At 70.2% G+C, this 23,834-nt stretch carries 19 protein-coding genes; 9 read left to right on the forward strand and 10 right to left on the reverse strand.

Annotation, left to right across the window (positions count from 1 at the left end; translation table 11 throughout):
• Position 1: 1 nt before the first annotated feature.
• The 7 genes from ACFVS9_RS21580 to ACFVS9_RS21610 form a co-directional block, all read right to left on the reverse strand.
• Positions 2-673 carry a FadR/GntR family transcriptional regulator gene (locus ACFVS9_RS21580; protein WP_383114060.1) on the reverse strand — a complete coding sequence of 224 codons (672 nt, stop codon included), beginning with the start codon at positions 671-673 and terminating at the stop codon, positions 2-4.
• Between the two features lie 111 nt (positions 674-784).
• On the reverse strand, positions 785-1,843 hold the full coding sequence (locus tag ACFVS9_RS21585; protein WP_389934558.1) for an LLM class flavin-dependent oxidoreductase: 1,059 nt from the start codon (positions 1,841-1,843) through the stop codon (positions 785-787).
• Positions 1,840-2,838 (reverse strand): LLM class flavin-dependent oxidoreductase, encoded by a 999-nt coding sequence (locus tag ACFVS9_RS21590; RefSeq protein ID WP_389934562.1) that lies wholly within the window; start codon positions 2,836-2,838, stop codon positions 1,840-1,842. The genes ACFVS9_RS21585 and ACFVS9_RS21590 overlap by 4 nt, the downstream gene beginning before the upstream one ends.
• 117 nt (positions 2,839-2,955) lie before the next feature.
• Positions 2,956-4,566, reverse strand: a complete 1,611-nt coding sequence (locus ACFVS9_RS21595; RefSeq protein WP_389934565.1) for an FAD-dependent oxidoreductase — start codon at positions 4,564-4,566, stop codon at positions 2,956-2,958.
• Between the two features lie 12 nt (positions 4,567-4,578).
• On the reverse strand, positions 4,579-6,108 hold the full coding sequence (gene glpK, locus ACFVS9_RS21600; RefSeq protein ID WP_383114056.1) for a glycerol kinase GlpK: 1,530 nt from the start codon (positions 6,106-6,108) through the stop codon (positions 4,579-4,581).
• Between the two features lie 37 nt (positions 6,109-6,145).
• Positions 6,146-6,937, reverse strand: a complete 792-nt coding sequence (locus ACFVS9_RS21605) for an MIP/aquaporin family protein (RefSeq protein ID WP_383114055.1) — start codon at positions 6,935-6,937, stop codon at positions 6,146-6,148.
• Between the two features lie 260 nt (positions 6,938-7,197).
• Entirely contained in the window at positions 7,198-7,962 is a 765-nt protein-coding gene (locus ACFVS9_RS21610) for an IclR family transcriptional regulator (protein ID WP_383114054.1), read from the reverse strand.
• Positions 7,963-8,201: 239 nt separating this feature from the next.
• Here ACFVS9_RS21610 and metH point away from each other — a divergent pair, with 239 nt between their 5' ends.
• The 3 genes from metH to ACFVS9_RS21625 all read left to right on the forward strand — a co-directional run bounded on the left by metH (position 8,202) and on the right by ACFVS9_RS21625 (position 14,512).
• Complete coding sequence (metH, locus tag ACFVS9_RS21615) at positions 8,202-11,714, forward strand: methionine synthase (RefSeq protein ID WP_389934570.1); 3,513 nt, start codon at positions 8,202-8,204, stop codon at positions 11,712-11,714.
• A 140-nt stretch (positions 11,715-11,854) separates the two neighbouring features.
• Positions 11,855-12,553, forward strand: a complete 699-nt coding sequence (locus ACFVS9_RS21620; RefSeq protein ID WP_383114052.1) for an HAD family hydrolase — start codon at positions 11,855-11,857, stop codon at positions 12,551-12,553.
• Positions 12,554-12,919: 366 nt separating this feature from the next.
• Positions 12,920-14,512 (forward strand): ABC transporter substrate-binding protein, encoded by a 1,593-nt coding sequence (locus tag ACFVS9_RS21625; RefSeq protein WP_389934583.1) that lies wholly within the window; start codon positions 12,920-12,922, stop codon positions 14,510-14,512.
• 76 nt (positions 14,513-14,588) lie between these two features.
• Here the strand turns inward: ACFVS9_RS21625 and ACFVS9_RS21630 are convergent, their stop codons facing one another.
• A complete protein-coding gene (locus ACFVS9_RS21630) occupies positions 14,589-15,260 on the reverse strand; it encodes a response regulator (protein WP_383113417.1) in 672 nt (223 codons plus the stop codon).
• Positions 15,261-15,269: 9 nt separating this feature from the next.
• Entirely contained in the window at positions 15,270-16,115 is an 846-nt protein-coding gene (locus ACFVS9_RS21635) for a RecB family exonuclease (protein ID WP_389934586.1), read from the reverse strand.
• 170 nt (positions 16,116-16,285) lie between these two features.
• Between ACFVS9_RS21635 and ACFVS9_RS21640 the strand changes: the two genes are divergently transcribed.
• The 3 genes from ACFVS9_RS21640 (at position 16,286) to ACFVS9_RS21650 (ending at position 19,287) form a co-directional block, all read left to right on the forward strand.
• The gene (locus ACFVS9_RS21640; RefSeq protein WP_383113421.1) at positions 16,286-17,536 is read left to right on the forward strand and encodes a site-2 protease family protein; all 1,251 of its coding nucleotides are present in this window, start codon (positions 16,286-16,288) and stop codon (positions 17,534-17,536) included.
• A 41-nt stretch (positions 17,537-17,577) separates the two neighbouring features.
• Positions 17,578-18,489, forward strand: a complete 912-nt coding sequence (locus tag ACFVS9_RS21645; protein ID WP_383113416.1) for a tRNA (adenine-N1)-methyltransferase — start codon at positions 17,578-17,580, stop codon at positions 18,487-18,489.
• Between the two features lie 201 nt (positions 18,490-18,690).
• Complete coding sequence (locus ACFVS9_RS21650; RefSeq protein ID WP_389934575.1) at positions 18,691-19,287, forward strand: hypothetical protein; 597 nt, start codon at positions 18,691-18,693, stop codon at positions 19,285-19,287.
• 3 nt (positions 19,288-19,290) lie between these two features.
• On the opposite strand, the gene ACFVS9_RS21655 is transcribed toward ACFVS9_RS21650, so the two are convergent.
• Positions 19,291-19,602 carry a ferredoxin gene (locus ACFVS9_RS21655; protein ID WP_383113414.1) on the reverse strand — a complete coding sequence of 104 codons (312 nt, stop codon included), beginning with the start codon at positions 19,600-19,602 and terminating at the stop codon, positions 19,291-19,293.
• A gap of 241 nt (positions 19,603-19,843) precedes the next feature.
• Here ACFVS9_RS21655 and arc point away from each other — a divergent pair, with 241 nt between their 5' ends.
• The 3 genes from arc to ACFVS9_RS21670 all read left to right on the forward strand — a co-directional run bounded on the left by arc (position 19,844) and on the right by ACFVS9_RS21670 (position 23,688).
• Positions 19,844-21,610: a proteasome ATPase gene (gene arc / locus ACFVS9_RS21660; protein ID WP_383113413.1), complete on the forward strand. Its 1,767-nt coding sequence runs from the start codon at positions 19,844-19,846 to the stop codon at positions 21,608-21,610.
• A gap of 227 nt (positions 21,611-21,837) precedes the next feature.
• On the forward strand, positions 21,838-23,349 hold the full coding sequence (gene dop, locus ACFVS9_RS21665) for a depupylase/deamidase Dop (RefSeq protein WP_383113412.1): 1,512 nt from the start codon (positions 21,838-21,840) through the stop codon (positions 23,347-23,349).
• 120 nt (positions 23,350-23,469) lie between these two features.
• Positions 23,470-23,688, forward strand: a complete 219-nt coding sequence (locus ACFVS9_RS21670) for a ubiquitin-like protein Pup (RefSeq protein WP_383113411.1) — start codon at positions 23,470-23,472, stop codon at positions 23,686-23,688.
• Positions 23,689-23,834: the final 146 nt, after the last annotated feature.

The following is a 23,834-nucleotide window of genomic DNA, read 5'->3' on the forward strand; positions in this document are numbered from 1 at the left end:
GTCACAGGGTCGAACGCAGCCACTGCTCCACGCTCGCCACGTGCACGGTCGCCCAGGACCGGGCCGCCTCCGCGTCCCGGTCCCGCAGCGCGGCCAGGATCGCCCGGTGCTCGCGCAGGGTGCGGCCGACCGCGTCCTCCTGGGTCAGCCCGCGCCACACCCTGGCCCGGGTGGTCGGGCCGGACAGGCCGTCCAGCAGCGAGCAGAGCACCGAGTTGCCCGAGGACCGGACGATGCCGCGGTGGAACTCCAGGTCCCCCGCGACCAGCGCCTCGACGGAGGGCTCCGGGCCCAGCGCGTCCAGCTGGGCCTCCAGGGCGTCCAGCTGTTCCCCGTCGATCCGCAGGGCCGCCATCGCGGTGGCGGCCGGCTCCAGGATCCGGCGCACCGCGAAGAACTCCAGCACGGTGTCGTCGCGGTGGAAGTCCACCACGAAGCTGAGCGCCTCCAGGAGCAGCTGCGGATCCAGGCTGGTGACGTAGGTGCCGTCGCCCTGCCGGACGTCGAGGATGCGGATCAGCGACAGCGCGCGCACCGCCTCGCGCAGCGAGTTGCGCGACAGCCCCAGATCGGCGGCGAGCTCGCTCTCCTTGGGGAGCCGGTCTCCCGGGGCCAGGGCACCTGAGACGATCATCTCCTTGATTTTCTCGATCGCTTCGTCGGTGACGGCCATGTGGGGCCTCCTCGCGCACAAGACATCCGATGTATGTGCTCATTATGCGGCCCCGGACGCGAGGCGGAGCCCCACCGGGCCGCGGAGGAGGCGCCCACGGCACCGGGCCGGTCAGTCCCAGAGCGTGGAGGGCGCCTCACGCCGGACGACCGGGGCGATCTCCTCGGCGAACCGCTGGAGCGTCTCCAGCTGTTCGCCCGGGGACAGGCCGAACCCGTCCACCGTGACCGACTGGAGGTCGTGCCGGTACACGGCGTGGAAGCCCAGGATCTTGTCGATGATCCGCTGCGGGGAGCCGATGAGCTGGGGACCTCCGGCGATCGCGTCCTCGATCGTGCGGAACGGTGTGTTGTAACCGGCCCTGCCCGCCAGATCCGGCCGGAAGGACTGGGCGACCCTGGCCTCGTACAGCTCCTTGTAGCGTGCGACGGCCTCGCGGTCGGTGTCCGCGATCAGCAGCCCGCCGGACCCCGCCGCCACCCGCGCGTCCGCCGGATCGTGCCCGTACGCCTCGAACCGCTCGCGGTAGTGCGCGATCAGCCGCGCGTACGCCTCCCTGGGCTGGACCGCGTTGGCGGTGAACAGCGGGTCACCGTGCTCGGCCGCCAGATCGGGGGAGTTGAGGCTGGTCGCCGAACCGTGCCAGACGCGCGGGGGACCGGCGTACGGGCGGGGCACGGTCGTCACGTCCTTCAGCGGCGGACGGAACTCACCCTCCCAGTCGACCCCTTCCTCGCTCCACAGCCGCCGCAGCAGCTCGTACTTCTCCTTCTGCAGATCCCACTGCCGCGCCTCGTCCAGCCCGAACAGGCCGAAGTGGCCGGCCTCCGCGCCCTTGCCCACGACGAGCTCGACCCGGCCCCGCGCGATCTGGTCGAGCGTCGCGAACTCCTCGGCCACCCGCACCGGATCGAGGATCGCCAGGACCGTGACCCCGGTCAGCAGCCGGATGGTGGAGGTCCTGGCCGCCAGGGCGCCCAGGACCACACCCGGGCTCGACGAGAGGAACGGCCCCGCGTGCCGTTCCCCGATCGCGTACGCGTCGAAGCCGAGCCGCTCGGCCGCCACACCGGTCCCGATCACCTCGTGGAACCGGTCGGCGGCCGAGGGGAGTTCACCCGTCAGCGGGTGAGGGGCGTGGCCGATCAGGGAGAGTACGGAGAACTTCACGCGGGCCTTCCCTCCGTCGCGGCGGGGGTTCCGACGGCGTCGAGGCCGAGGTGGCCGCGCAGGGTCCGGGCGGAGTACGCGGTGCGGAAGAGCCCGCGCCGCTGGAGGACCGGCACCAGCCCGGCGGTGATCGCGTCCGCGTCGTCGGGGAGCACCGCGGGCCGCAGCCGGAAACCGTCGGCGCCGCCCTCGCGGAACCACTCCTCCAACAGGTCCGCCAGACCGTCCGGTGTGCCGGAGAAGACGGCGGCGTCCGAGGTGAACGGAGCGCCGGCGGCCTCCTCCAGACCGGCCAGGCGCGCGTCGGCCGCCTCCTGGCTGCCGCCCAGCACGACTTCGACGTCCGCGAAGACACGCAACGCGCCGTCCGGCCGGCCCGCCTCCTCGCGCAGCGCCTCCACCTCGGCGCGTACGGCGACCAGCGCGGCGGTGTCCGAGGGAGTCACGAAGACCACGTCGCCGTGCTCGGCCGCCAGCCGGTAGGGGACCGTGGCATGGGCGAGCAGAGCCACCGGCGGCCTGCCCTGCGGGGAGGGTGCGCCGGCGTCCCACGCCTCGGCCGCCTCGGTCAGGAACTCGCCCGCCTGTGCGAAGAGCCGGTCCGTCCACCGGTCGCCCTCGGGGGTGCCGAAGAGCTGTGCCAGCCGGGCGCGCTCGGAGTCGCCGGCCGCCACCCGGGGCCGTACCCCCGCCCGCCCGGCACTCAGATGGTCGAGCGTCGCGATCCGTGTGGCCCAGGCGGCGGGCTCACCCGTCGTGGGGCCCAGCGGGACGAGCCCGATCCGCTCGGTGACCCGCGCGGCCAGCGCGAGCAGCAGGGCGGAGTCGAGCCGCCCGGGGCCGTCGTCCACGGTGATGAAGTCGAGCAGCCCGGTCTCGGCGCCACGCACCAGCCGGGTGTACTCCTCGGGCGTGAAGGGCCTGGCGGGCGCGGCCGGATGCGAACCGGCGCCGTTCAGGGCCACGGACAGATGGAATCCCTGTGATGCGGACATCCCCCCACTGTCCCCGCGTCACGTTGCGGCCGTGTGGCGGCCGCATGGCGCCCCCGCCGGCAGATGCCGCGGGGGCGGCCCCCGACCGGGAGCCGCCCCCGTCCGTGCCCGCCGCCGTCAGCGGCCGTCGGCCAGCATGTTCTCGACCTTGGCCCGGACGTCGTCCGTCGCCAGACCCCGGATCGTCAGCGTCGTCCGGCGGCGCAGCACGTCGTCCGCCGTCTCGGCCCACTCCCGGTCGCGCGCGTACGCCACCTGCGCCCAGATCTCCGGGGCGTCGGGGTGGATGCGCTCGGCCAGCGCCGGGTCCTCGTTCGCCAGCCGCGCGATGTCGAAGGACAGCGAGCCGTAGTGGGTCGCGAGGTGCCGGGCGGTGTCGGCGGACATCCTCGGCCCCGGCGTACCGCCGTCGACCAGCAGCCGGTGGGCGACCGCGTTCGGGTTGGCGATACCGGGCAGCGGCACCTTCTTCGGCAGCCGCGCCATCGGCTCCATGTCCTCGGCCAGCGGGTGGCCGGGCAGTTCGGCCAGCTTGTTCATGACGGTGCGGCCGATGTGGCGGAACGTCGTCCACTTGCCGCCCGCGACCGACAGCATCCCGCCGCGGCCCTCCGTCACGACCGTCTCGCGCTTGGCCTTGGAAGTGCTGCCGGGGCCGCCCGGAAGCACCCGGAGCCCGGCGAAGGAGTAGGTGATCAGATCGCGGGACAGCTGCTGGTCCCGGACCGAGAACGCGGCCTCGTCGAGGATCTGCGCCGTGTCCTTCTCGGTGACCGCGACGTCGGCCGGGTCACCCTCGTACTCCTCGTCGGTCGTGCCGAGCAGCAGCATGTCCTCCCACGGCAGGGCGAACGTGATCCGGTACTTGTCGATCGGCGTGGCCAGCGCGGCCTTCCACGGGCGGGTGCGCTTCAGGACGAGGTGGGCGCCCTTGGACAGGCGTATGGAGGGCGCCGCGTTCGGGTCCTCCAGCTTCCGCAGGTGGTCGACCCACGGTCCGGTGGCGTTGAGCACGAGACGGGCGTCGACGCCGAACTCCGTGCCGTCCTGGCGGTCCTGGAGCTCGGCGCCGGTGACCCGGCCCCTGGTGAACCGCAGGCCCGTCACCGCGGCGTGGTTGAGGACGACGGCGCCCGCGTCCACGGCCGCGCGGACCGTCATCAGCGCCATCCGCGCGTCGTTCATCTGGTCGTCGCCGTAGACCGCGACGGCCTTGAGGTTGTCCGTGCGCAGCTCGGGCACGTCGCGCTGCGCGCGGGCCGGGCTGATCACATGGCCGACGCCGTCACCGAACGCGGACAGCGCCGAGTAGGCGAAGACACCCGCGCCCAGCTTGGCCGCGCCGTGCGGGCCGCCCTTGTAGACGGGCAGGTAGAAGGTGAGCGGGTTGGCCAGGTGCGGGGCGACCTGCCGGGAGACCGCGCGCCGCTCGAAGTGGTTCTCCGCGACCAGCTTCACCGCGCCGGTCTGGAGGTAGCGCAGACCGCCGTGGAGCAGCTTGGAGGACGCGGAGGAGGTGGCGCCGGCGAAGTCACCGGCGTCCACCAGGGCCACCCGCAGTCCGGACTGCGCCGCATGCCAGGCGGTGGAGATGCCCAGGATGCCGCCGCCGATCACCAGGAGGTCGTACGTCGCCTTGGAAAGCTGCTCCCGGGTCTCGGCGCGGCTCGGGAGTGAGCCGGAGGCCGGATGCGTCCCGAGGGCGGGGACGCTCTGCAGGGTGGTCATGTCGATTGCTCCTCAGCTCTCTTCGTCCTCGATCCAGCCCATGGTCCGTTCGACGGCCTTGAGCCAGCTCTTGTACTCGCGGTCACGGGTGGCCGCGTCCATACGGGGTGTCCACTCGGCGGCGCGGCGCCAGTTGGCGCGCAGCGCGTCGGTGTCCGGCCAGAAGCCGACGGCGAGGCCGGCGGCGTAGGCCGCGCCGAGGCAGGTGGTCTCGGCGACCATGGGGCGCACCACGGGCGCGTCCAGGAAGTCGGAGAGCGTCTGCATCAGCAGGTTGTTGGAGGTCATGCCGCCGTCGACCTTGAGCGCGGTCAGCTCGACGCCGGAGTCCTTGGTCATGGCGTCGCTGATCTCGCGCGTCTGCCAGGCGGTGGCCTCGAGCACGGCACGGGCGATGTGCGCCTTGGTGACGTAGCGGGTGAGACCGGCGATGACACCGCGGGCGTCGGGCCGCCAGTAGGGGGCGAACAGCCCGGAGAACGCGGGCACGAAGTACGCCCCGCCGTTGTCCTCGACGGAGGAGGCGAGCGTCTCGATCTCGGCCGCGGACTTGATCAGGCCCATCTGGTCGCGCATCCACTGGACGAGCGAACCGGTGACGGCGATCGACCCCTCCAGGGCGTACACCGGCTTCTGGTCGCCGATCTGGTAGCCGACGGTCGTCAGCAGCCCGTTGTACGAGTTCACCGGGGTGTGGCCGGTGTTCATCAGCATGAAGGTGCCGGTGCCGTACGTGGACTTGGCCTCGCCCTGGGCGAAACAGGTCTGGCCGAACAGCGCGGCCTGCTGGTCGCCGAGCGCGGAGGCCACCGGTACGCCGTCCAGGACGCCGCCCCTGGCGGTGCCGTAGACCTCGGCGGAGGACCGGATCTCCGGCAGGACGGCCGCGGGGATCTCCATCGACTGGACGATCTTGTCGTCCCACCGCATGGTGTGCAGGTTCATCAGGAGGGTGCGCGAGGCGTTGGTGACGTCGGTGACGTGGACGCCGCCCTCGGTGCCACCCGTCAGGTTCCAGATGACCCAGGAGTCCATGGTGCCGAACAGGATGTCGCCGCGCTCGGCGCGCTCGCGCAGCCCCTCGACGTTGTCGAGCAGCCAGCGGACCTTCGGGCCGGCGAAGTACGAGGCGAGCGGCAGACCGGTCTCGCGGCGGAAGCGGTCCTGGCCGACGTTGCGGCCCAGCTCCTTGCAGAGCCCGTCGGTGCGGGTGTCCTGCCAGACGAGGGCGTTGTGGACGGGCTCACCGGTGTGCCTGTCCCAGAGCAGGGTGGTCTCGCGCTGGTTGGTGATGCCGATCGCCTTGACGTCGGCGGCGGTGATGCCGGCCTTGACGACCGCGCCCGCGACGACTTCCTGGACGTTCTCCCAGATCTCGGTCGCGTCGTGCTCGACCCAGCCGGGCTTGGGGAAGATCTGCTCGTGCTCCTTCTGGTCGACGGAGACGATCCGGCCGTCCTTGTCGAAGACGATGCAGCGGCTGGACGTGGTGCCCTGGTCGATGGCCGCGATGAACGGGCCGGTGGTGTGTGCGTCGGTCACGGTTGGCTCCCGGAGGTCTGTGTGATGTGCGGGTGGCTCAGGCGAAGGCGAGGTTGTAGAGCCCGCCGGCGAGTGCGGCCCCGATGAGCGGTCCTACCACCGGTACCCAGGCGTAGCCCCAGTCCGACCCGCCCTTGTTCGGCAGCGGCAGCAACGCGTGCACGATGCGCGGACCGAGGTCGCGCACCGGGTTGATCGCGTAGCCGGTCGGGCCGCCGAGCGACAGGCCGATCCCGACGACCACCAGCGCGGTGATCAGGGCACCGAGGGCGCCGAGGCCGTTGCCCTCGTCGTTGAGTCCCTGGGTGAGGATCGCCAGGACAAGGACGAACGTGGCGATGATCTCGGTGACGACGTTCTGCACCCCGTTCCGGATCTCCGGACCCGTGGTGAAGATGCCGAGCACGGGGCCGGCCTTCGGCGCGGCCGACCGGTCGACCATGCCGTCCTCGGCCTCCTGGTCCTTCACGACCTCGGGGTCGGTGAGGTGCGCGTGGAACTGTCCGTAGTAGACGGCCCAGACCAGCACGGCGCCGATGATCGCGCCGAACAGCTCGGAGGCGAGGTACAGGGGAACATCGCTCCACGCGGTGCCGCCCTGGATCGCCAGGCCGATGGTGACCGCCGGGTTGAGGTGGGCGCCGGACACCCCGGAGGCTATGTAGGCGCCGGTCAGAACGGCGAAGCCCCACCCGAAGGTGACGGCGAGCCAGCCGGCGTTGTGCGCCTTGGAGCGCCTGAGCGTGACGGCGGCACAGACACCGCCGCCGAGCAGTACGAGTACGGCGGTACCGATGGTCTCGCCGATGAAGATGTCGGAGCTGGACACCCGTGACTCCTTTGTCCTTCGTCCAGGGGAAGGCGAAACACCGGGTCCCTCCGGTGGATCGCGCCCCAGGTGGGTACTCGTTCGGAACGGGCACGTCACCTGTAGGGCTTGACCGGCCCTCGGCACTGTCACACTCTAACGCGTATTGCCGTTAAGCGTTCGGCAATGCCGACCGGTGAACGGCAATGTTTCTCCCCGATGAACGGTGCGTCAAGAGGTGTGTGACGCGCGACTCGATCGTTACCGACGCCGCAGGGGGCTCAGAAGCGTCCGGCGCCCAGGTCCCGGGAGACCGCGCGGGCGCAGTCCCGCACGGCCGCGACCAGCTCGGGCCGCAGTTCGCCGCCCGCGCAGACGCGCTCCACGGCGCCCGTCACGGCCACGGCGCCGACCGGCATCCTGCGCCGGTCGTGGATGGGGGCGGCCACGGCCGCCACGCCCTCCCACGTCTCCTCCACGTCGGCCGCCCAGCCCTGTGCCCGGATCAGGGCGAGCAGCGACTCGAACTCCTCCTCGCCGGTGACCGTGCGCGGGGTGAAGGACCGCCGCTCCACCTCGGTGGCCTCGCTGTGCGCGACCGGGTCGTAGGCGGCGAGGACCTTGCCCAGGGCGGTGGAGTGCAGCGGCTGCATGGCGCCGACCTCCAGCACCTGGCGGCTGTCGTCGGGCCGGAAGACGTGGTGGACGATCAGGACCCCGTGCTGGTGCAGCACGCCCAGGTGGACGCTCTCGCCGCTGGAGCGGGCCAGGTCGTCGGTCCACACCAGCGCGCGGGCCCGCAGCTCGTGCACGTCGAGATAGCTGTTGCCCAGGCGCAGCAGCTCGGCGCCGAGCTGGTAGCGGCCGGACGCCGGGTCCTGCTCGACGAAGCCCTCGTGCTGGAGGGTGCGCAGGATGCCGTGCGCGGTGCCCTTGGCCAGGCCCAGCGACGAGGAGATGTCGGACAGGCCGAGCCGGCGCTCGCCGCCTGCCAGCAGACGCAGCATCGCGGCTGCCCGCTCGAGCGACTGGATGTTCTTGGCCATCGCGCCGTACTCCTCCACCTCGGTTCGACAATGCTGAACACTATCGGTCGATGCCGACCTCTGTCCGGTGGCGCGAGAATTATGCGCCATCCCCGCAGGGCCCCGTTTCCCCGCACAGCATGCAGTCCGCCCCGTGGGACACGGCGACCGGCCCGGCCGCCTCCCGGCTACGCTGGCCGCGTGCCCCCTCCGCAGATGGGCGCAAAGCCGACAGCCGTCGCATTCCAGGGAGAACATCCATGGCCTCGTTGCCGACCCCCTCAGCTGACAGCCGGACCCGAGCCGCAGCGCTCCGTGAGGCGCTCGCCACCCGTGTGGTGGTGGCCGACGGTGCCATGGGCACCATGCTCCAGGCGCAGGACCCCACCCTTGAGGACTTCGAGAACCTCGAAGGCTGCAACGAGATCCTGAACGTCACCCGCCCCGACATCGTCCGCTCGGTCCACGAGGAGTACTTCGCGGTCGGCGTGGACTGCGTCGAGACGAACACCTTCGGAGCCAACGCCTCCGCCCTCGGCGAGTACGACATCCCCGGCAGGATCCACGAGCTCTCCCAGGCCGGCGCGGCACTCGCCCGCGAGGTCGCGGACCGGTTCACCCGGTCCACCGGACAGCAGCGCTGGGTCCTCGGCTCCATCGGTCCCGGCACCAAGCTGCCGACCCTGGGCCACGCCCCCTACACGGTCCTGCGCGACGGCTTCCAGCAGAACGCCGAGGGCCTGATCGCGGGCGGCGCCGACGCGCTCATCATCGAGACCACACAGGACCTCCTCCAGACCAAGGCCGCCGTGCTGGGCGCGCGCCGCGCCCTGGAGGCCATGGGCAGCGACCTCCTGGTGCTCTGCTCCCTGGCCTTCGAGACGACCGGCACCATGCTGCTCGGCTCGGAGATCGGTGCCGCGCTGACCGCGCTCGAACCGCTCGGCGTCGACATGATCGGCCTGAACTGCTCGACCGGCCCCGCCGAGATGAGCGAGCACCTGCGCTACCTCACCCGCCACTCCCGCATCCCGCTGCTCTGCATGCCGAACGCCGGGCTGCCGGTGCTCACCAAGGACGGGGCGCACTTCCCGCTCGACGCGGAGGGCCTGGCCGACGCCCAGGAGACCTTCGTCCAGGAGTACGGGCTCTCGCTCGTCGGAGGGTGCTGCGGCACGACCCCGGAACACCTGCGCCAGGTCGTCGAGCGCGTGCGGGGCACGGTCCCGGGCACCCGCGACCCGCGCCCGGAGCCCGGTGCGGCCTCCCTCTACCAGACCGTCCCGTTCCGCCAGGACACCTCCTACCTCGCGATCGGCGAGCGTACGAACGCCAACGGATCCAAGAAGTTCCGGGAGGCCATGCTCGACGCACGCTGGGACGACTGCGTCGAGATGGCCCGGGACCAGATCCGCGAGGGCGCGCACATGCTCGACCTCTGCGTCGACTACGTGGGACGCGACGGCGTAGCCGACATGGAGGAGCTGGCCGGCCGGTTCGCCACCGCCTCCACCCTGCCGGTCGTCCTCGACTCCACCGAGGTCCCCGTCCTGCGCGCGGGCCTGGAGAAGCTGGGCGGCCGGGCCGTGCTGAACTCCGTCAACTACGAGGACGGCGACGGCCCCGAGTCCCGCTTCGCCAAGGTCAGCGGGCTGGCCGCCGAGCACGGCGCCGCGCTCATCGCGCTGACCATCGACGAGGAGGGCCAGGCCCGCACCGTCGAGCACAAGGTCGCCATCGCCGAGCGGCTCATCGAGGACCTCACCACCAACTGGGGCATCCACGAGTCCGACATCCTCATCGACTGCCTGACCTTCACCATCTGTACGGGCCAGGAGGAGTCCCGCAAGGACGGCATCGCCACGATCGGCGCGATCCGCGAGCTGAAGCGGCGCCGCCCCGACGTGCAGACCACGCTGGGCCTGTCCAACATCTCCTTCGGTCTGAACCCGGCCGCCCGCGTCGTCCTGAACTCCGTCTTCCTGGACGAGTGCGTGAAGGCGGGCCTGGACTCCGCGATCGTGCACGCCTCCAAGATCCTCCCGATCGCCCGGCTGGAGGAGGAGCAGGTCAAGGTCGCCCTCGACCTCATCCATGACCGCCGCGAGGAGGGCTACGACCCCCTCCAGCGGCTCATGGAGCTCTTCGAGGGCGTCAACATGAAGTCGATGAAGCAGGGCAAGGCCGAGGAACTCCTCGCCCTGCCGCTGGACGAGAGGCTCCAGCGCCGCATCATCGACGGCGAGAAGAACGGCCTGGAGGCCGACCTCGACGAAGCCCTCCGGGACACCCCCGCCCTGGACATCGTGAACAACACGCTGCTGGAGGGGATGAAGGTGGTCGGGGAGCTGTTCGGCTCCGGCCAGATGCAGCTGCCCTTCGTGCTCCAGTCCGCCGAGGTCATGAAGAGTGCCGTGGCCCACCTGGAACCGCACATGGAGAAGACCGACGACGCCGGCAAGGGCACGATCGTGCTGGCCACGGTCCGCGGTGACGTCCACGACATCGGCAAGAACCTCGTCGACATCATCCTCTCCAACAACGGCTTCAACGTGGTCAACCTGGGCATCAAGCAGCCCGTCTCCGCGATCCTGGACGCCGCCGAGGAGCACCGCGCCGACGTCATCGGCATGTCGGGGCTGCTGGTGAAGTCCACCGTGATCATGAAGGAGAACCTGGAGGAGCTGAACCAGCGCAAGATGGCGGCCGACTACCCGGTGATCCTCGGCGGCGCCGCCCTGACCCGCGCCTACGTCGAGCAGGACCTGCACGAGATCTACGAGGGCGAGGTCCGCTACGCCCGCGACGCGTTCGAGGGGCTGCGGCTGATGGACGCCCTCATCGCGGTCAAGCGCGGCGTCCCCGGCGCCGCCCTCCCCGAACTGAAGCAGCGCAGGGTGCCCAAGCGGGACACCCCGGTGGCGGAGGTCACCGAGCCCGAGGACGGCGTACGCTCCGACGTCTCCGTCACCAACCCGGTCCCCGAGCCGCCGTTCTGGGGAACCCGGGTCGTCAAGGGCATCCAGCTCAAGGAGTACGCCTCCTGGCTGGACGAAGGCGCCCTCTTCAAGGGCCAGTGGGGCCTGAAGCAGGCCCGCGCCGGCGACGGACCGACGTACGAGGAGCTGGTGGAGCGCGAGGGACGGCCGCACCTGCGCGGCTGGCTCGACAAGCTCCACACGGAGAACCTCCTGGAGGCCGCCGTCGTCTACGGCTACTTCCCCTGCGTCTCCAAGGGCGACGACCTGATCCTGCTGCACGAGGACGGCTCCGAGCGCACCCGCTTCACCTTCCCCCGCCAGCGCCGCGGCCGGCGCCTCTGCCTCGCCGACTTCTTCCGCCCCGAGGAGTCGGGGGAGAGGGACGTCATCGGACTCCAGGTCGTCACGGTCGGCTCGAAGATCGGCGGCGCCACCGCCGAGCTCTTCGAGTCGAACTCCTACCGCGACTACCTGGAGCTGCACGGACTGTCCGTCCAGCTGGCCGAGGCGCTCGCCGAGTACTGGCACGCGCGGGTCCGCGGCGAGCTCGGCTTCGCCGGGGAGGACCCGTCCGACGTCGAGGACATGTTCGCGCTGAAGTACCGCGGCGCGCGCTTCTCCCTGGGCTACGGGGCCTGCCCCGACCTGGAGGACCGCGCGAAGATCGCCGCGCTCCTGGAGCCCGAGCGGATCGGGGTGAAGCTCTCCGAGGAGTTCCAGCTGCACCCCGAGCAGTCCACGGACGCGATCGTCATCCACCACCCCGAGGCGAAGTACTTCAACGCACGGTAACCAGCCGTTCAACGCGCGGTAGGGCACCGTGCCGCGCGCCGTCAGGGCACGAGTCGTAGACTGGTCGGTCCAGTGCAGGCCGGTCGCCGTTCCCACCGGGAAGGCGGCCGGCCTTCTCGTCCCTCATGGAGGTGTGCCGGATGACCAGTACGGTCCCCGCGTCCCTGACCCGTACGGCCGAAGGGTCGGCCCTGCAAGCGGTCCTGCTCGACATGGACGGCACGCTGGTCGACACCGAAGGATTCTGGTGGGACGTGGAGGTCGAGGTCTTCGCCGACCTCGGCCACCGGCTGGAGACGGCCTGGCGCGAGGTGGTCGTCGGCGGGCCGATGACCCGCAGCGCCGGCTACCTCATCGAGGTCACCGGCGCCGACATCGCCCTCGCGGAACTCACCGTGCTGCTCAACGACCGCTTCGAGAAGCGCATCGGACGCGGTGTGCCGCTGATGCCGGGCGCCGCCCGGCTGCTCGCCGAGCTCGCCGCCCACGAGGTCCCCACCGCCCTGGTCTCCGCCTCGCACCGGCGCATCATCGACCGGGTCCTGGACTCGGTGGGACGGCACCACTTCGCGCTCACGGTCGCGGGGGACGAGGTGGCCCGCACCAAGCCGCACCCCGAGCCCTACCTCGCCGCGGCGGCCGGCTTCGGGGCGGACCCCTGGCGCTGCGCCGTCATCGAGGACACCGCGACGGGCGTGGCCGCGGCCGAGGCCGCGGGCTGCCGCGTGGTCGCCGTGCCCTCGGTGGCGGCCATCGCGCCCGCTCCCGGCAGGGCGGTCGTCTCCTCCCTGGAGCAGGTGGACCTCGCCTTCCTGCGGGGCCTGGTCGCGGACGAGTGACGGCCGCCGGGCCGTCGGCGGTACGCCGGCCGGACGGCCGCGACGCCCCGGCGCGTTCTGTCCGTTCCGCCCTTTCGCGCACCGTGTAAATCAGGTCCATGTCAATGCGGGCAACGCGGTGCCGAGGTGATGTTCGTCACTCGTCGTGACGGGACCGGGTTCTCGCGGCCGGTCGGATCGTCCCTTTCGGGAACCCAAACATCCGGATTCATGAAGGCGTGTACGAAACATTCCCGAGCACGACGTGGACAGCCCGTCATCGGTGATCACCGAATGGATACGCGCCCGGTCCGCACCGGTCAAGTCCCCCTGCGGCGCCTACTAATCTCAGTTTTCTCACATGCCGGAATGAGGGAGAACGTCCAGATGAACCGCAAGACGCTGGTGCTGCCGGCCGTAGTGGGCCTGCTCGCACCCGTGCTCGCCGCGTGCGGCGGATCGGACAACGCGAGCGACGCCATCGTCGTCGGGACGACGGACCAGTTCATCGCCTCGAAGGACAACCCGGCCCCGCTCGACCCCGCCATCGGCTACGAAGCGGGCGTGTGGAACGTGCTCCGCCAGACCGTGCAGACCCTCACCCACATACCGCGCGGCGGCGGCGAGCCGGTGCCCGAGGCCGCGCAGAGCTGCGCCTTCACCGACACGGAGAACGAGAGCTACCGCTGCACCCTGCGTGCCGGGCTCACCTTCGCGGACGGCACCCCCGTCACCCCGGAGGACGTGAAGTACTCCATCCAGCGGGTCCTCGACATCAAGGACAAGAGCGGTCCGGTCGGTCTCCTCGACAACATCGACACGATCGAGACCAAGGGCGAGGACCAGGTCGTCTTCCACCTGAAGACCCCCGACGCGACCTTCCCCTACAAGCTCGCCACGCCGCCCACCGGCATCGTGCAGAAGGACAAGTACCCGGCGAAGACCGCCCGTGAGGGCTTCCAGGTCGACGGGTCCGGTCCGTACACCATGAAGCCCGAGGTCGACGGCGACCGCATCGTCAAGGTGGTCTTCACCAAGAACCCCAAGTACAAGGGCGACCTGAAGATCAGCAACGACAAGGTCGAGCTGGACCTCTTCGACGACGCTACGGCGATGGGGAAGGCGCTCGACGACAAGAAGATCGACATGATGACGCGCAACATGTCGCCCGAGCAGGCCCAGGAGATGCTGGCCAAGCCCAAGGACGGCATCAAGCTCACCGAGATGCCCGGCCTCGCCATCAGCTACCTCGCGTTCAACACCGAGGACCCCGCGGTGGAGAACAGGGGCGTACGCCAGGCCATGGCGCAGGTCATCGACCGCGGAGCCATCGCCAACAAGGTCTACGGCAGCACCGCCGAGCCGCTCTACTCCCTGATCCCCTCCGGCATCACCAGCCACACCAACTCGTTCTTCAACAAGTACGGCGAGCCCAACGTCGCCGGAGCCGCGGAAACCCTGGAGAAGGCCGGCGTCAGCACCCCGGTCAAGTTCACCCTGCACTACACGACCGACCACTACGGCCCCGCCACCAAGTCCGAGTTCGAGACCCTCGCGAAGCAGCTCAACGACTCCGAGCTGTTCGAGGTCGACATCAAGGGCACCCCCTGGTCCGAGTACCGCCCCGCCCAGAAGAAGGGCGAGTACGCGGTCTACGGCATGGGCTGGTTCCCCGACTTCCCGGACCCCGACACCTACACGGCACCGTTCCTCGACAAGAACAACTTCCTCAACTCGCCCTACCGGTCGACCGCCGCGCAGAAGACCCTCATCCCGCAGTCCCGCCGCGAGGCCGACCGCAGCGCCGCGACACCGGCCTTCGAGAAGCTCCAGGACATCGTTGCCAACGACGTCCCGCTGCTCCCGGTCTGGCAGGGCAAGCAGTACGTCGCCTCGCTCGACGGACTGACCGGCGTCGAATGGGCCGTCAACTCCTCGGCCGACCTCCAGCTCTGGGAGCTGGGACACGGCAACCGCTGACACGGCGCCCGACGGAAACCGGCGCGGTCCGGGGCCGATGGCCCCGGACCGCGCCGGTCCGCTTCTCCGCCCCGACTCACTGGGCGCCGGGACGCACCAGACCGCTCTCGTACGCGTACACTGCGGCCTGCACACGGTCGCGCAGGCCCAGCTTCGTCAGGACGTGCCCCACGTGCGTCTTGACCGTCGTCTCGCTCACGAAGAGATCCGCCGCGATCTCCGCGTTCGACAGACCGCGCGCCACCAGCTTCAGCACCTCCACCTCACGCTCGGTGAGCGTGTGCAGCGCGTCCGGGACGGGCTCCTCACCGGACGGAAGGTGGTCGGCGTACTTGTCGAGCAGCCGGCGCGTGATGCTCGGCGCCAGCATCGCCTCGCCCGCCGCCACCACCCGGATGGCCTGCACCAGCTCCACGGCCGGGGCGTCCTTCAGCAGGAAACCGCTGGCACCGGCGCGCAGCGCCTCCACCACGTACTCGTCGAGGTCGAACGTCGTCAGCACCAGCACCTTCGCCGGGCCGTCCCGCCCGGGACCGGTGATCTGGCGGGTCGCCTCGACCCCGTCCATCCGCGGCATCCGGATGTCCATGAGCACGACATCGGGTTGCAGCGCCCGCACCTGGTCGATGGCCTGCAGGCCGTCACCGGCCTCACCGACCACCGCGAGATCACCCTCCGCCTCCAGGATCATCCGGAAGCCGGTGCGCAGCAGCGGCTGATCATCGACGAGCAGGACGCGGATAGCCACGTAATCTCCTTAAGGACCTTCGAGGGCCACCGGTCGGCCGGCCTCGGACCGGGCAGGCTCCATTCTGCCCTGCACAGCCTCCACGGCTTCCGCCGGGCGCACGGACAGCGGATAGACCGGGGGAGTCCCACCGAACTCCGGACAGACCGCCCGGTGATCGCACCAGCCGCACAGCTTCGTCGGCCGCGGCCTCCACTCGCCCGTCTCCGTCGCCAGCCGGATCGCCTCCCACAGCGCGAGCAGCTTGCGCTCCACCCGCTCCAGGTCCTCCGGGACGGGGTCGTACGTCAGCACGTCACCGCTGCCGAGGTAGACCAGCTGGAGGCGGCGCGGCACCACGTTCTTCAGCCGCCACACCACCAGGGCGTAGAACTTCATCTGGAAGAGGGCGCCCTCCGCGTACTCCGGCCGCGGGGCCTTCCCCGTCTTGTAGTCCACGATGCGGACCTCGCCCGTCGGCGCCACGTCGACGCGGTCGATCACCCCGCGCAGCCGCAGCCCCGAATCCAGCTCCGTCTCCACGAACAGCTCCCGCTCGGCCGGCTCCAGGCGCGTCGGGTCCTCCAGCGAGAACCACCGCTCCACCAGCCGCTCCGCCTCGCCCAGCCAGCCCGCCAGCCGCTGCCCCTCCGGATCCCCCTCGAACAGCTCCGTCAGCTCCGGCTTCGACTCCAGCAGCCGGTCCCACTGGCCGGGAATCAGCGCCTTGGCCCTCGGCGCCGTACGGTCGGCCGCCGGAGCGTCGAAGAGGCGCTCCAGGACCGCATGCACCAGCGTGCCCCGGGTAGCAGCCTCACTGGGCTTCTCCGGCAGTCTGTCGATGACCCGGAAGCGGTACAGCAGGGGGCACTGCATGAAATCGTTCGCGCGCGACGGCGACAGGGACGAGGGTGGCTGAGGCGGGCGCGGTACGGACGTCATGTCGCAGACCCTACGGCCCGCCACCGACACCCGGCGGCATACCATCGATGACAGAGCTCGCGCACAGCACGATCGTGGCGGAAGCCACCTACCGGAGGGACCCCGTGGACGAGAGCGGCGACAGCGGGCGCCCGCAGCCCGGCGCAGGGGGCAAGGACCCCGGCTCCGGACCGGACAAGGGCAAACCGCGACGCCCGGCGGAACCGGGCGGCGGCCTCCTCATGGGCCGCCCCTTCGGCGTGCCCGTGTACGTGGCACCCAGCTGGTTCGTCGTCGCGGCCCTGATCACCTGGGTCTTCGGCGGCCAGCTCGACCGGGTCCTGCCCCACCTGGGCGGAGCCCGCTACCTGGTCGCCCTCTTCTTCGCCATCGCCTTCTACGCGTCCGTGCTCGTCCACGAACTCGCCCACACCGTCGTCGCGCTGCACTACCGGCTCCCGGTCCGCCGCATCCAGCTCCAGTTCTTCGGCGGCGTCTCCGAGATCGAGAAGGAGTCGGAGACCCCCGGCCGCGAGTTTCTCCTCGCCTTCGTCGGCCCCCTGCTGTCCCTCGTCCTCGGCGGCGTCTTCTACATCCCGCTCCAGTTCGTCGAGGCGGGCACCGTCCCCGGCGTCCTCCTCGCCGGCCTCATGGTCTCCAACCTGATCGTCGCCGCCTTCAACCTGCTGCCCGGCCTCCCCCTGGACGGCGGACGCATGCTCCGCGCCGTCGTCTGGAAGATCACGGGCAGACCGATGAGCGGCACCGTCGCCGCCGCGTGGGTCGGCCGGGGCCTGGCCGTCACCGTGCTCATCGGCCTGCCCCTCCTCACCCACACGGGCGCCCTCGGCAACGACACCAGCCAGATCAGCGGGGTCGAGACCGTCACCGACGCCCTCCTCGCCGCCATCCTCTGCGCCATCATCTGGACCGGCGCCGGAAACAGCCTGCGCATGGCACGCCTGCGCGAGCACCTCCCCGACCTGCGGGCCCGCACCCTCACCCGGCGGGCCGTACCCGTCGAATCCGCCACCCCGCTCTCCGAGGCGCTGCGCCGCGCCAACGAAGCCGGTGCCCGCGCCCTCGTCGTCGTCGACGGACAGGGCAGCCCCAAGGGCGTCGTCCGCGAGGCGGCCATCGTCGGCGTCCCCGAACACCGCCGCCCCTGGGTGGCCGTCAGCGGCCTCGCCCAGGACATCACCGACGGGATGAAGGTCCCCGCCGAACTGGCGGGCGAAGCACTCCTGGACCGGCTGAAGGCCACCCCGGCCACCGAGTACCTCGTCGTCGAGGACACCGGCGAGATCTACGGCGTCCTGTCCACTGCCGACGTGGAGCGCGCCTTCGTCAAGGCCATGGCCCGCCCCTCGGCCTGACACCCGGAAAGCGGCACCGGAAATACCGGTAGGCTGGTCACATGTCCGAACCGACCGGTGCCGCCCGCCGTCGCGGCCCATTCAAAGTCGGGGACCAGGTCCAGCTCACCGACCCCAAGGGACGCCACTACACCTTCACGCTCGAGGCCGGAAAGAACTTCCACACCCACAAGGGTTCTTTCCCGCACGACGAGCTGATCGGTGCTCCCGAGGGCAGTGTTGTCCGAACCACGGGAAACGTCGCCTACCTCGCGCTGCGCCCCCTGCTCCCCGACTACGTCCTGTCCATGCCCCGCGGTGCCGCCGTGGTCTACCCGAAGGACGCGGGCCAGATCCTCGCCTTCGGCGACATCTTCCCCGGCGCGCGCGTCGTCGAAGCCGGCGTCGGCTCGGGTGCGCTCAGCACCTTCCTGCTGCGCGCCATCGGCGAGCAGGGCATGCTGCACTCCTACGAGCGCCGCGAGGACTTCGCCGAGATCGCCCAGCAGAACGTCGAGCGCTACTTCGGCTCGCCGCACCCCGCCTGGCAGCTCACCGTCGGCGACCTCCAGGACAACCTCTCGGACACCGACGTCGACCGCGTCGTCCTCGACATGCTCGCTCCCTGGGAGTGCCTCGAGGCCGTCTCCAAGGCGCTCGTGCCCGGCGGCATCCTCTGCGCCTACGTCGCCACCACCACCCAGCTCTCGCGCACCGTCGAGTCCATCCGGGAGATCGGCTGCTTCGCCGAGCCGCAGCCCTGGGAATCGATGATCCGCAACTGGCACGTGGAAGGCCTCGCCGTCCGGCCCGACCACCGCATGATCGGCCACACCGGCTTCCTCGTGACCGCCCGCCGTCTCGCGGACGGCGTCGAGCCGCCGCTGCGCCGCCGCCGCCCCTCCAAGGGCGCCTACGGCGAGGACTACGACGGTCCCGGCAGCCGGAGCGGTTCCTCGGCCCCCCGCGACTGAGACCCCGCACAACGCGCGTAAGCCGCCGCCGAGTTCCCGGACCGACCCGGGAACCCGGCGGCGGCGCTTTCGTACCGTCCCCCGCCACCCCCGCCGTTCCCCTCGGGTGTGAGGTGTGGCACGATGCTGGCCACCCCCGCCCGCCGGCCTCCCTCCGGCACCGCCTCTCCAGGCCTCCAGGAACCACAGGAGACATACCGCGTGCAGCCCTCCGCGCTCCCGGACCTCGCGCACACCGACGCCAAGCCGGTGCACTGGCTCGCCACCGCCGCGGCCATGGCCGCGGTCGTCGCCGCGGCGGGCATGCTCCAGCCCGAAGCCGTCACCGCCACCGCCACGGCGTCCGAGAGCCACGTCGCCACGCAGCACGGCGGCGCTCCCGCCCGGACGGCACCCGACCCGGCCGGCGTCACCTTCCCGCTCGACTGCGGCACCGCCGGGCAGACCGTGGCCGAAAGCGCCCCCGGAGACCTCGACGGCGACGGCGTACCCGAAACCGTGGCCGTCGTCCGCTGCGCCGCCGGGTCCGGGACCCCGCCCAGCGGTATCTACGTCCTGACACAGCGGAGCGGGGCCGCACCCCGGGTCGTGGCGACCCTGGTGGACCCCGCTCAGAAACTCAGCGTCACCGACCTCACCGTCCGTGACGGGCGGATCTCGGCGACCCTGCTCGGCTACTCCTCCGCCGAGGTACCGCGCTGCTGCCCCGACGACCTGGACCACGCCGGCTGGCAGTGGAAGGGCAACGCGTTCATCAAGACCTCGGACCCCGCCGGAAGCACCGCCCGGGCGACCTGAGGGTCACTCCGCGTCCGGCCCGAAGACCTCCACACGGTCCGCCACACGGCGTACGTGGATGCAGTCGCCCGGGCACTCCTTGGCCGAATCCACCACGTCCTGGAGCAGCGGCAGCGGCACCGGCGTCGTCGCGCCCTTGTCCTGGAGGAGCTCGTCCTCGTCGCTCTTCACGTAGGCCAGACCGTCGATGTCCAGTTCGAACACCTCAGGTGCGTACTGCACGCAGATGCCGTCGCCCGTACAGAGGTCCTGGTCGATCCAGACCTCGAGGTCCTGCGTGTCGCCGTCGCCCGGAGCGTCCTGCTGCACGGTCATGTGTCCTGCCGTTCCCTGCGTATCTGCACCAATTGAAGCCAGCCCTGACGGGTGTTGAACGCTTCGACGATACAACCGGCTGCTTTCCTGTGCCGAAGGGTGGGTATTCCCTTGGCGTGAGGGAGAGCGCAAGGGTGAAGATCGGACACACTCCCGGGTCTTTGTGATCTAGGGGTTTCAATCATCACCCACCCAGGTAGGGTCAGGAAGCGTCCAGCTCCCCTTGGAGGAGGTGAGGACCGTGGCAGCCCACGACGACGACATCAACCGCGGCATCCGGCCCGGGCGGGGGTCAGAAGACCCAGCCGGCCAGGTCGCCTATCTCGAGCAGGAAATCGCCGTCCTGCGACGTAAGCTCGCCGACTCTCCGCGTCATACGAGGATTCTCGAAGAGCGGATCGTCGAGTTGCAGACCAACCTGGCAGGCGTGTCCGCGCAGAACGAGCGGCTCGCCGGCACGCTCCGCGAGGCCCGCGACCAGATCGTGGCCCTCAAGGAGGAGGTCGACCGGCTCGCCCAGCCGCCGGCCGGCTTCGGTGTCTTCCTGCAGGCCAACGAGGACGACACCTGCGACATCTTCACCGGGGGCCGCAAGCTCCGGGTGAACGTCAGCCCCAGCGTCGAGCTCGAAGGCCTCCGGCGAGGCCAGGAAGTCATGCTCAACGAAGCGCTCAACGTGGTCGAGGCCATGGAATTCGAGCGGGCCGGGGACATCGTCACCCTCAAGGAGATCCTCGAGGACGGCGAGCGCGCCCTGGTCATCGGGCACACCGACGAGGAACGGGTGGTGAGGCTCGCCGAGCCCCTCCTGGACATCACCATCCGCCCCGGCGACGCCCTCCTGCTCGAACCCAGGTCCGGCTACGTCTACGAAGTGGTCCCCAAGAGCGAGGTCGAGGAACTCGTCCTCGAAGAGGTCCCGGACATCGACTACGACAAGATCGGCGGCCTGGGCGACCAGATCGAACTGATCCGCGACGCGGTCGAGCTCCCCTACCTCCACCCGGACCTCTTCAAGGAGCACGAACTCCGTCCGCCGAAGGGCATCCTGCTCTACGGCCCTCCCGGCTGCGGCAAGACGCTCATCGCCAAGGCCGTCGCCAACTCGCTGGCCAAGAAGGTCGCCGAGGTCACCGGACAGCCCGCGGGCAAGAGCTACTTCCTCAACATCAAGGGCCCCGAACTCCTCAACAAGTACGTCGGCGAGACCGAGCGGCACATCCGCCTCGTCTTCCAGCGCGCCCGGGAGAAGGCCAGCGAGGGCACCCCCGTCATCGTCTTCTTCGACGAGATGGAGTCCCTCTTCCGCACTCGTGGTTCCGGCGTCAGCTCGGACGTGGAGAACACCATCGTCCCCCAGCTGCTCGCCGAGATCGACGGTGTGGAGGGCCTGGAGAACGTCATCGTCATCGGCGCCTCCAACCGTGAGGACATGATCGACCCCGCGATCCTGCGGCCCGGCCGGCTCGACGTGAAGATCAAGATCGAGCGTCCGGACGCGGAGGCCGCGAAGGACATCTTCGCCAAGTACCTCACCCCCTCGCTGCCGCTGCACTCGGACGACCTGGCCGAGCACACCGGCTCCAAGGAAGCCGCCGCCCACGCGATGATCCAGTCCGTCGTGGAGCGGATGTACACGGAATCCGAGGAGAACCGCTTCCTCGAGGTCACCTACGCGAACGGCGACAAGGAAGTCCTCTACTTCAAGGACTTCAACTCCGGAGCGATGATTCAGAACATCGTGGACCGGGCGAAGAAAATGGCCATCAAGGCATTCCTCGAGCAGGGCCAGAAGGGCCTGCGCGTCTCCCATCTCCTCCAGGCGTGCGTGGACGAGTTCAAGGAGAACGAGGACCTGCCGAACACCACCAATCCGGACGACTGGGCCCGGATCTCCGGAAAGAAGGGCGAGCGGATCGTCTTCATCCGCACGCTCGTCACCGGAAAGCAGGGCGCGGACACCGGTCGTTCCATCGACACGGTGGCGAATACCGGACAGTACCTGTAAAACGCAGACCGGCTGCGGATGCCCGGCAGGGTATCCGCAGCCGGCCGTTTTCCCGGCAGCGCCGACCACACCCGAACAATGACGCAATTGATCTCCCCACCGGCGCAGAGGCGCTCTAGGCTCTGCCGTACCGCCGAGTCGCGCAGTGCGGGGACGGGCACCGCCGACCAGCAGCGGTACTTGAGCGCCGCTCCCGGACGGGAGCGCCGCCGGGCAAGGAGGGCCGCATGACCGTACGGCGAGTGATGGGCATCGAGACCGAGTACGGGATCTCCGTGCCCGGGCAACCCAACGCCAATGCCATGCTCACCTCGTCCCAGATCGTCAACGCCTACGCGGCGGCGATGCACCGGGCGCGCCGCGCCCGCTGGGACTTCGAGGAGGAGAATCCGCTGCGCGACGCGCGAGGCTTCGACCTCGCCCGGGACACCGCGGACTCCAGCCAGCTCACCGACGAGGACATCGGCCTGGCCAATGTGATCCTCACCAACGGCGCGCGGCTGTACGTCGACCACGCGCACCCGGAGTACAGCTCACCCGAGATCACCAATCCGCTGGACGCCGTGCTCTGGGACAAGGCGGGCGAGCGGGTGATGGCGGAGGCGGCCGAACGGGCCGCGGCGATCCCCGGGGCCCAGCCGATCCACCTCTACAAGAACAACACCGACAACAAGGGCGCGTCCTACGGCACCCACGAGAACTACCTGATGAGGAGGGAGACCCCCTTCTCGGACATCGTGCGCCACCTGACCCCGTTCTTCGTCTCCCGCCAGGTCGTCACCGGCGCGGGCCGCGTCGGCATCGGCCAGGACGGCCAGGAGCACGGATTCCAGATCAGCCAGCGCGCGGACTACTTCGAGGTCGAGGTCGGCCTCGAGACCACCCTCAAGCGCCCCATCATCAACACCCGCGACGAACCGCACTCCGACGCCGAGAAGTACCGCAGGCTGCACGTCATCATCGGCGACGCGAACCTCTCCGAGATCTCGACCTATCTGAAGCTCGGCACCACCTCGCTGGTCCTGGCCATGATCGAGGACGGCTTCATCAACGTGGACCTGGCGGTCGACCAGCCGGTCCGCACGCTGCACCAGGTCTCGCACGACCCCTCGCTGAAGCAGCTGGTCACGCTCCGCAGCGGCCGGACACTCACCGCGGTGCAGCTCCAGATGGAGTACTTCGAGCTGGGCCGCAAGTACGTCGAGGAGCGGTACGGGGCGGACGCCGACGAGCAGACCAAGGATGTCCTGGCCCGCTGGGAGGACACCCTGAACCGCCTGGAGAACGACCCCATGAGCCTGTCCGGCGAGCTGGACTGGATCGCCAAGCGGGAGCTGATGGAGGGCTACCGGCGCCGTGACGGCCTCGACTGGGACGCCCCGCGCCTGCACCTGGTGGACCTCCAGTACGCCGACGTACGGGCCGACAAGGGCCTGTACAACCGGCTGGCTGCCCGGGGGAGGATCAAGCGGCTCCTCGACGAGAACGACGTCGAGCGGGCCCGTACGAAGCCCCCCGAGGACACCCGGGCCTATTTCCGGGGCCGCTGCCTGGAGCAGTACGCGGACGACGTCGCCGCGGCCTCCTGGGACTCGGTCATCTTCGACCTGCCGGACCGTGACTCGCTGCAACGGGTTCCGACGATGGAACCGTTGCGAGGTACACGTACTCACGTCAAGGAGCTCCTGGACCGCTGCCGGACCGCGGAAGAGCTGGTCCGGACGCTCACGGGGGGCTGAAAGGCGCGCCGGCTGGGAATCAATCAGATGACCTCCGGACGTTGAGGAAAGTACCGAGCCAATGTCGGACCCCGTGGGTAGGGTCTGATCAAGTGCTTCGAACCGAGCGGGGTGAGCTACATGGCGACCAAGGACACCGGCGGCGGACAGCAGAAGGCGACACGTTCCACCGAGGAGGCCGAGGAGCAGGCGCAGGAAGCGCAGGCGTCCGAGGACCTCAAGGAACGGCAGGAGAAGCTCAGCGACGACGTCGACGACGTCCTGGACGAGATCGACGACGTCCTCGAGTCCAACGCCGAGGACTTCGTTCGAAGCTTCGTACAAAAAGGCGGACAGTAAGAAGAAATGTCCGAATCGGGCGAAGAGAAGTGGTGCTCCGGCTGTAAAAGGGATGTGCCACTCCCCTCCTTCGCGTCGGACAGGAACCGACGCGACGGGCTTCAGCCTCGGTGCCGGGGGTGGGGGGGCCCCCAAGGGGGCCCCGC

Origin of the sequence: Streptomyces sp. NPDC058008, from assembly GCF_042886395.1 — a bacterium.
In the GTDB taxonomy this organism is placed as follows: domain Bacteria; phylum Actinomycetota; class Actinomycetes; order Streptomycetales; family Streptomycetaceae; genus Streptomyces.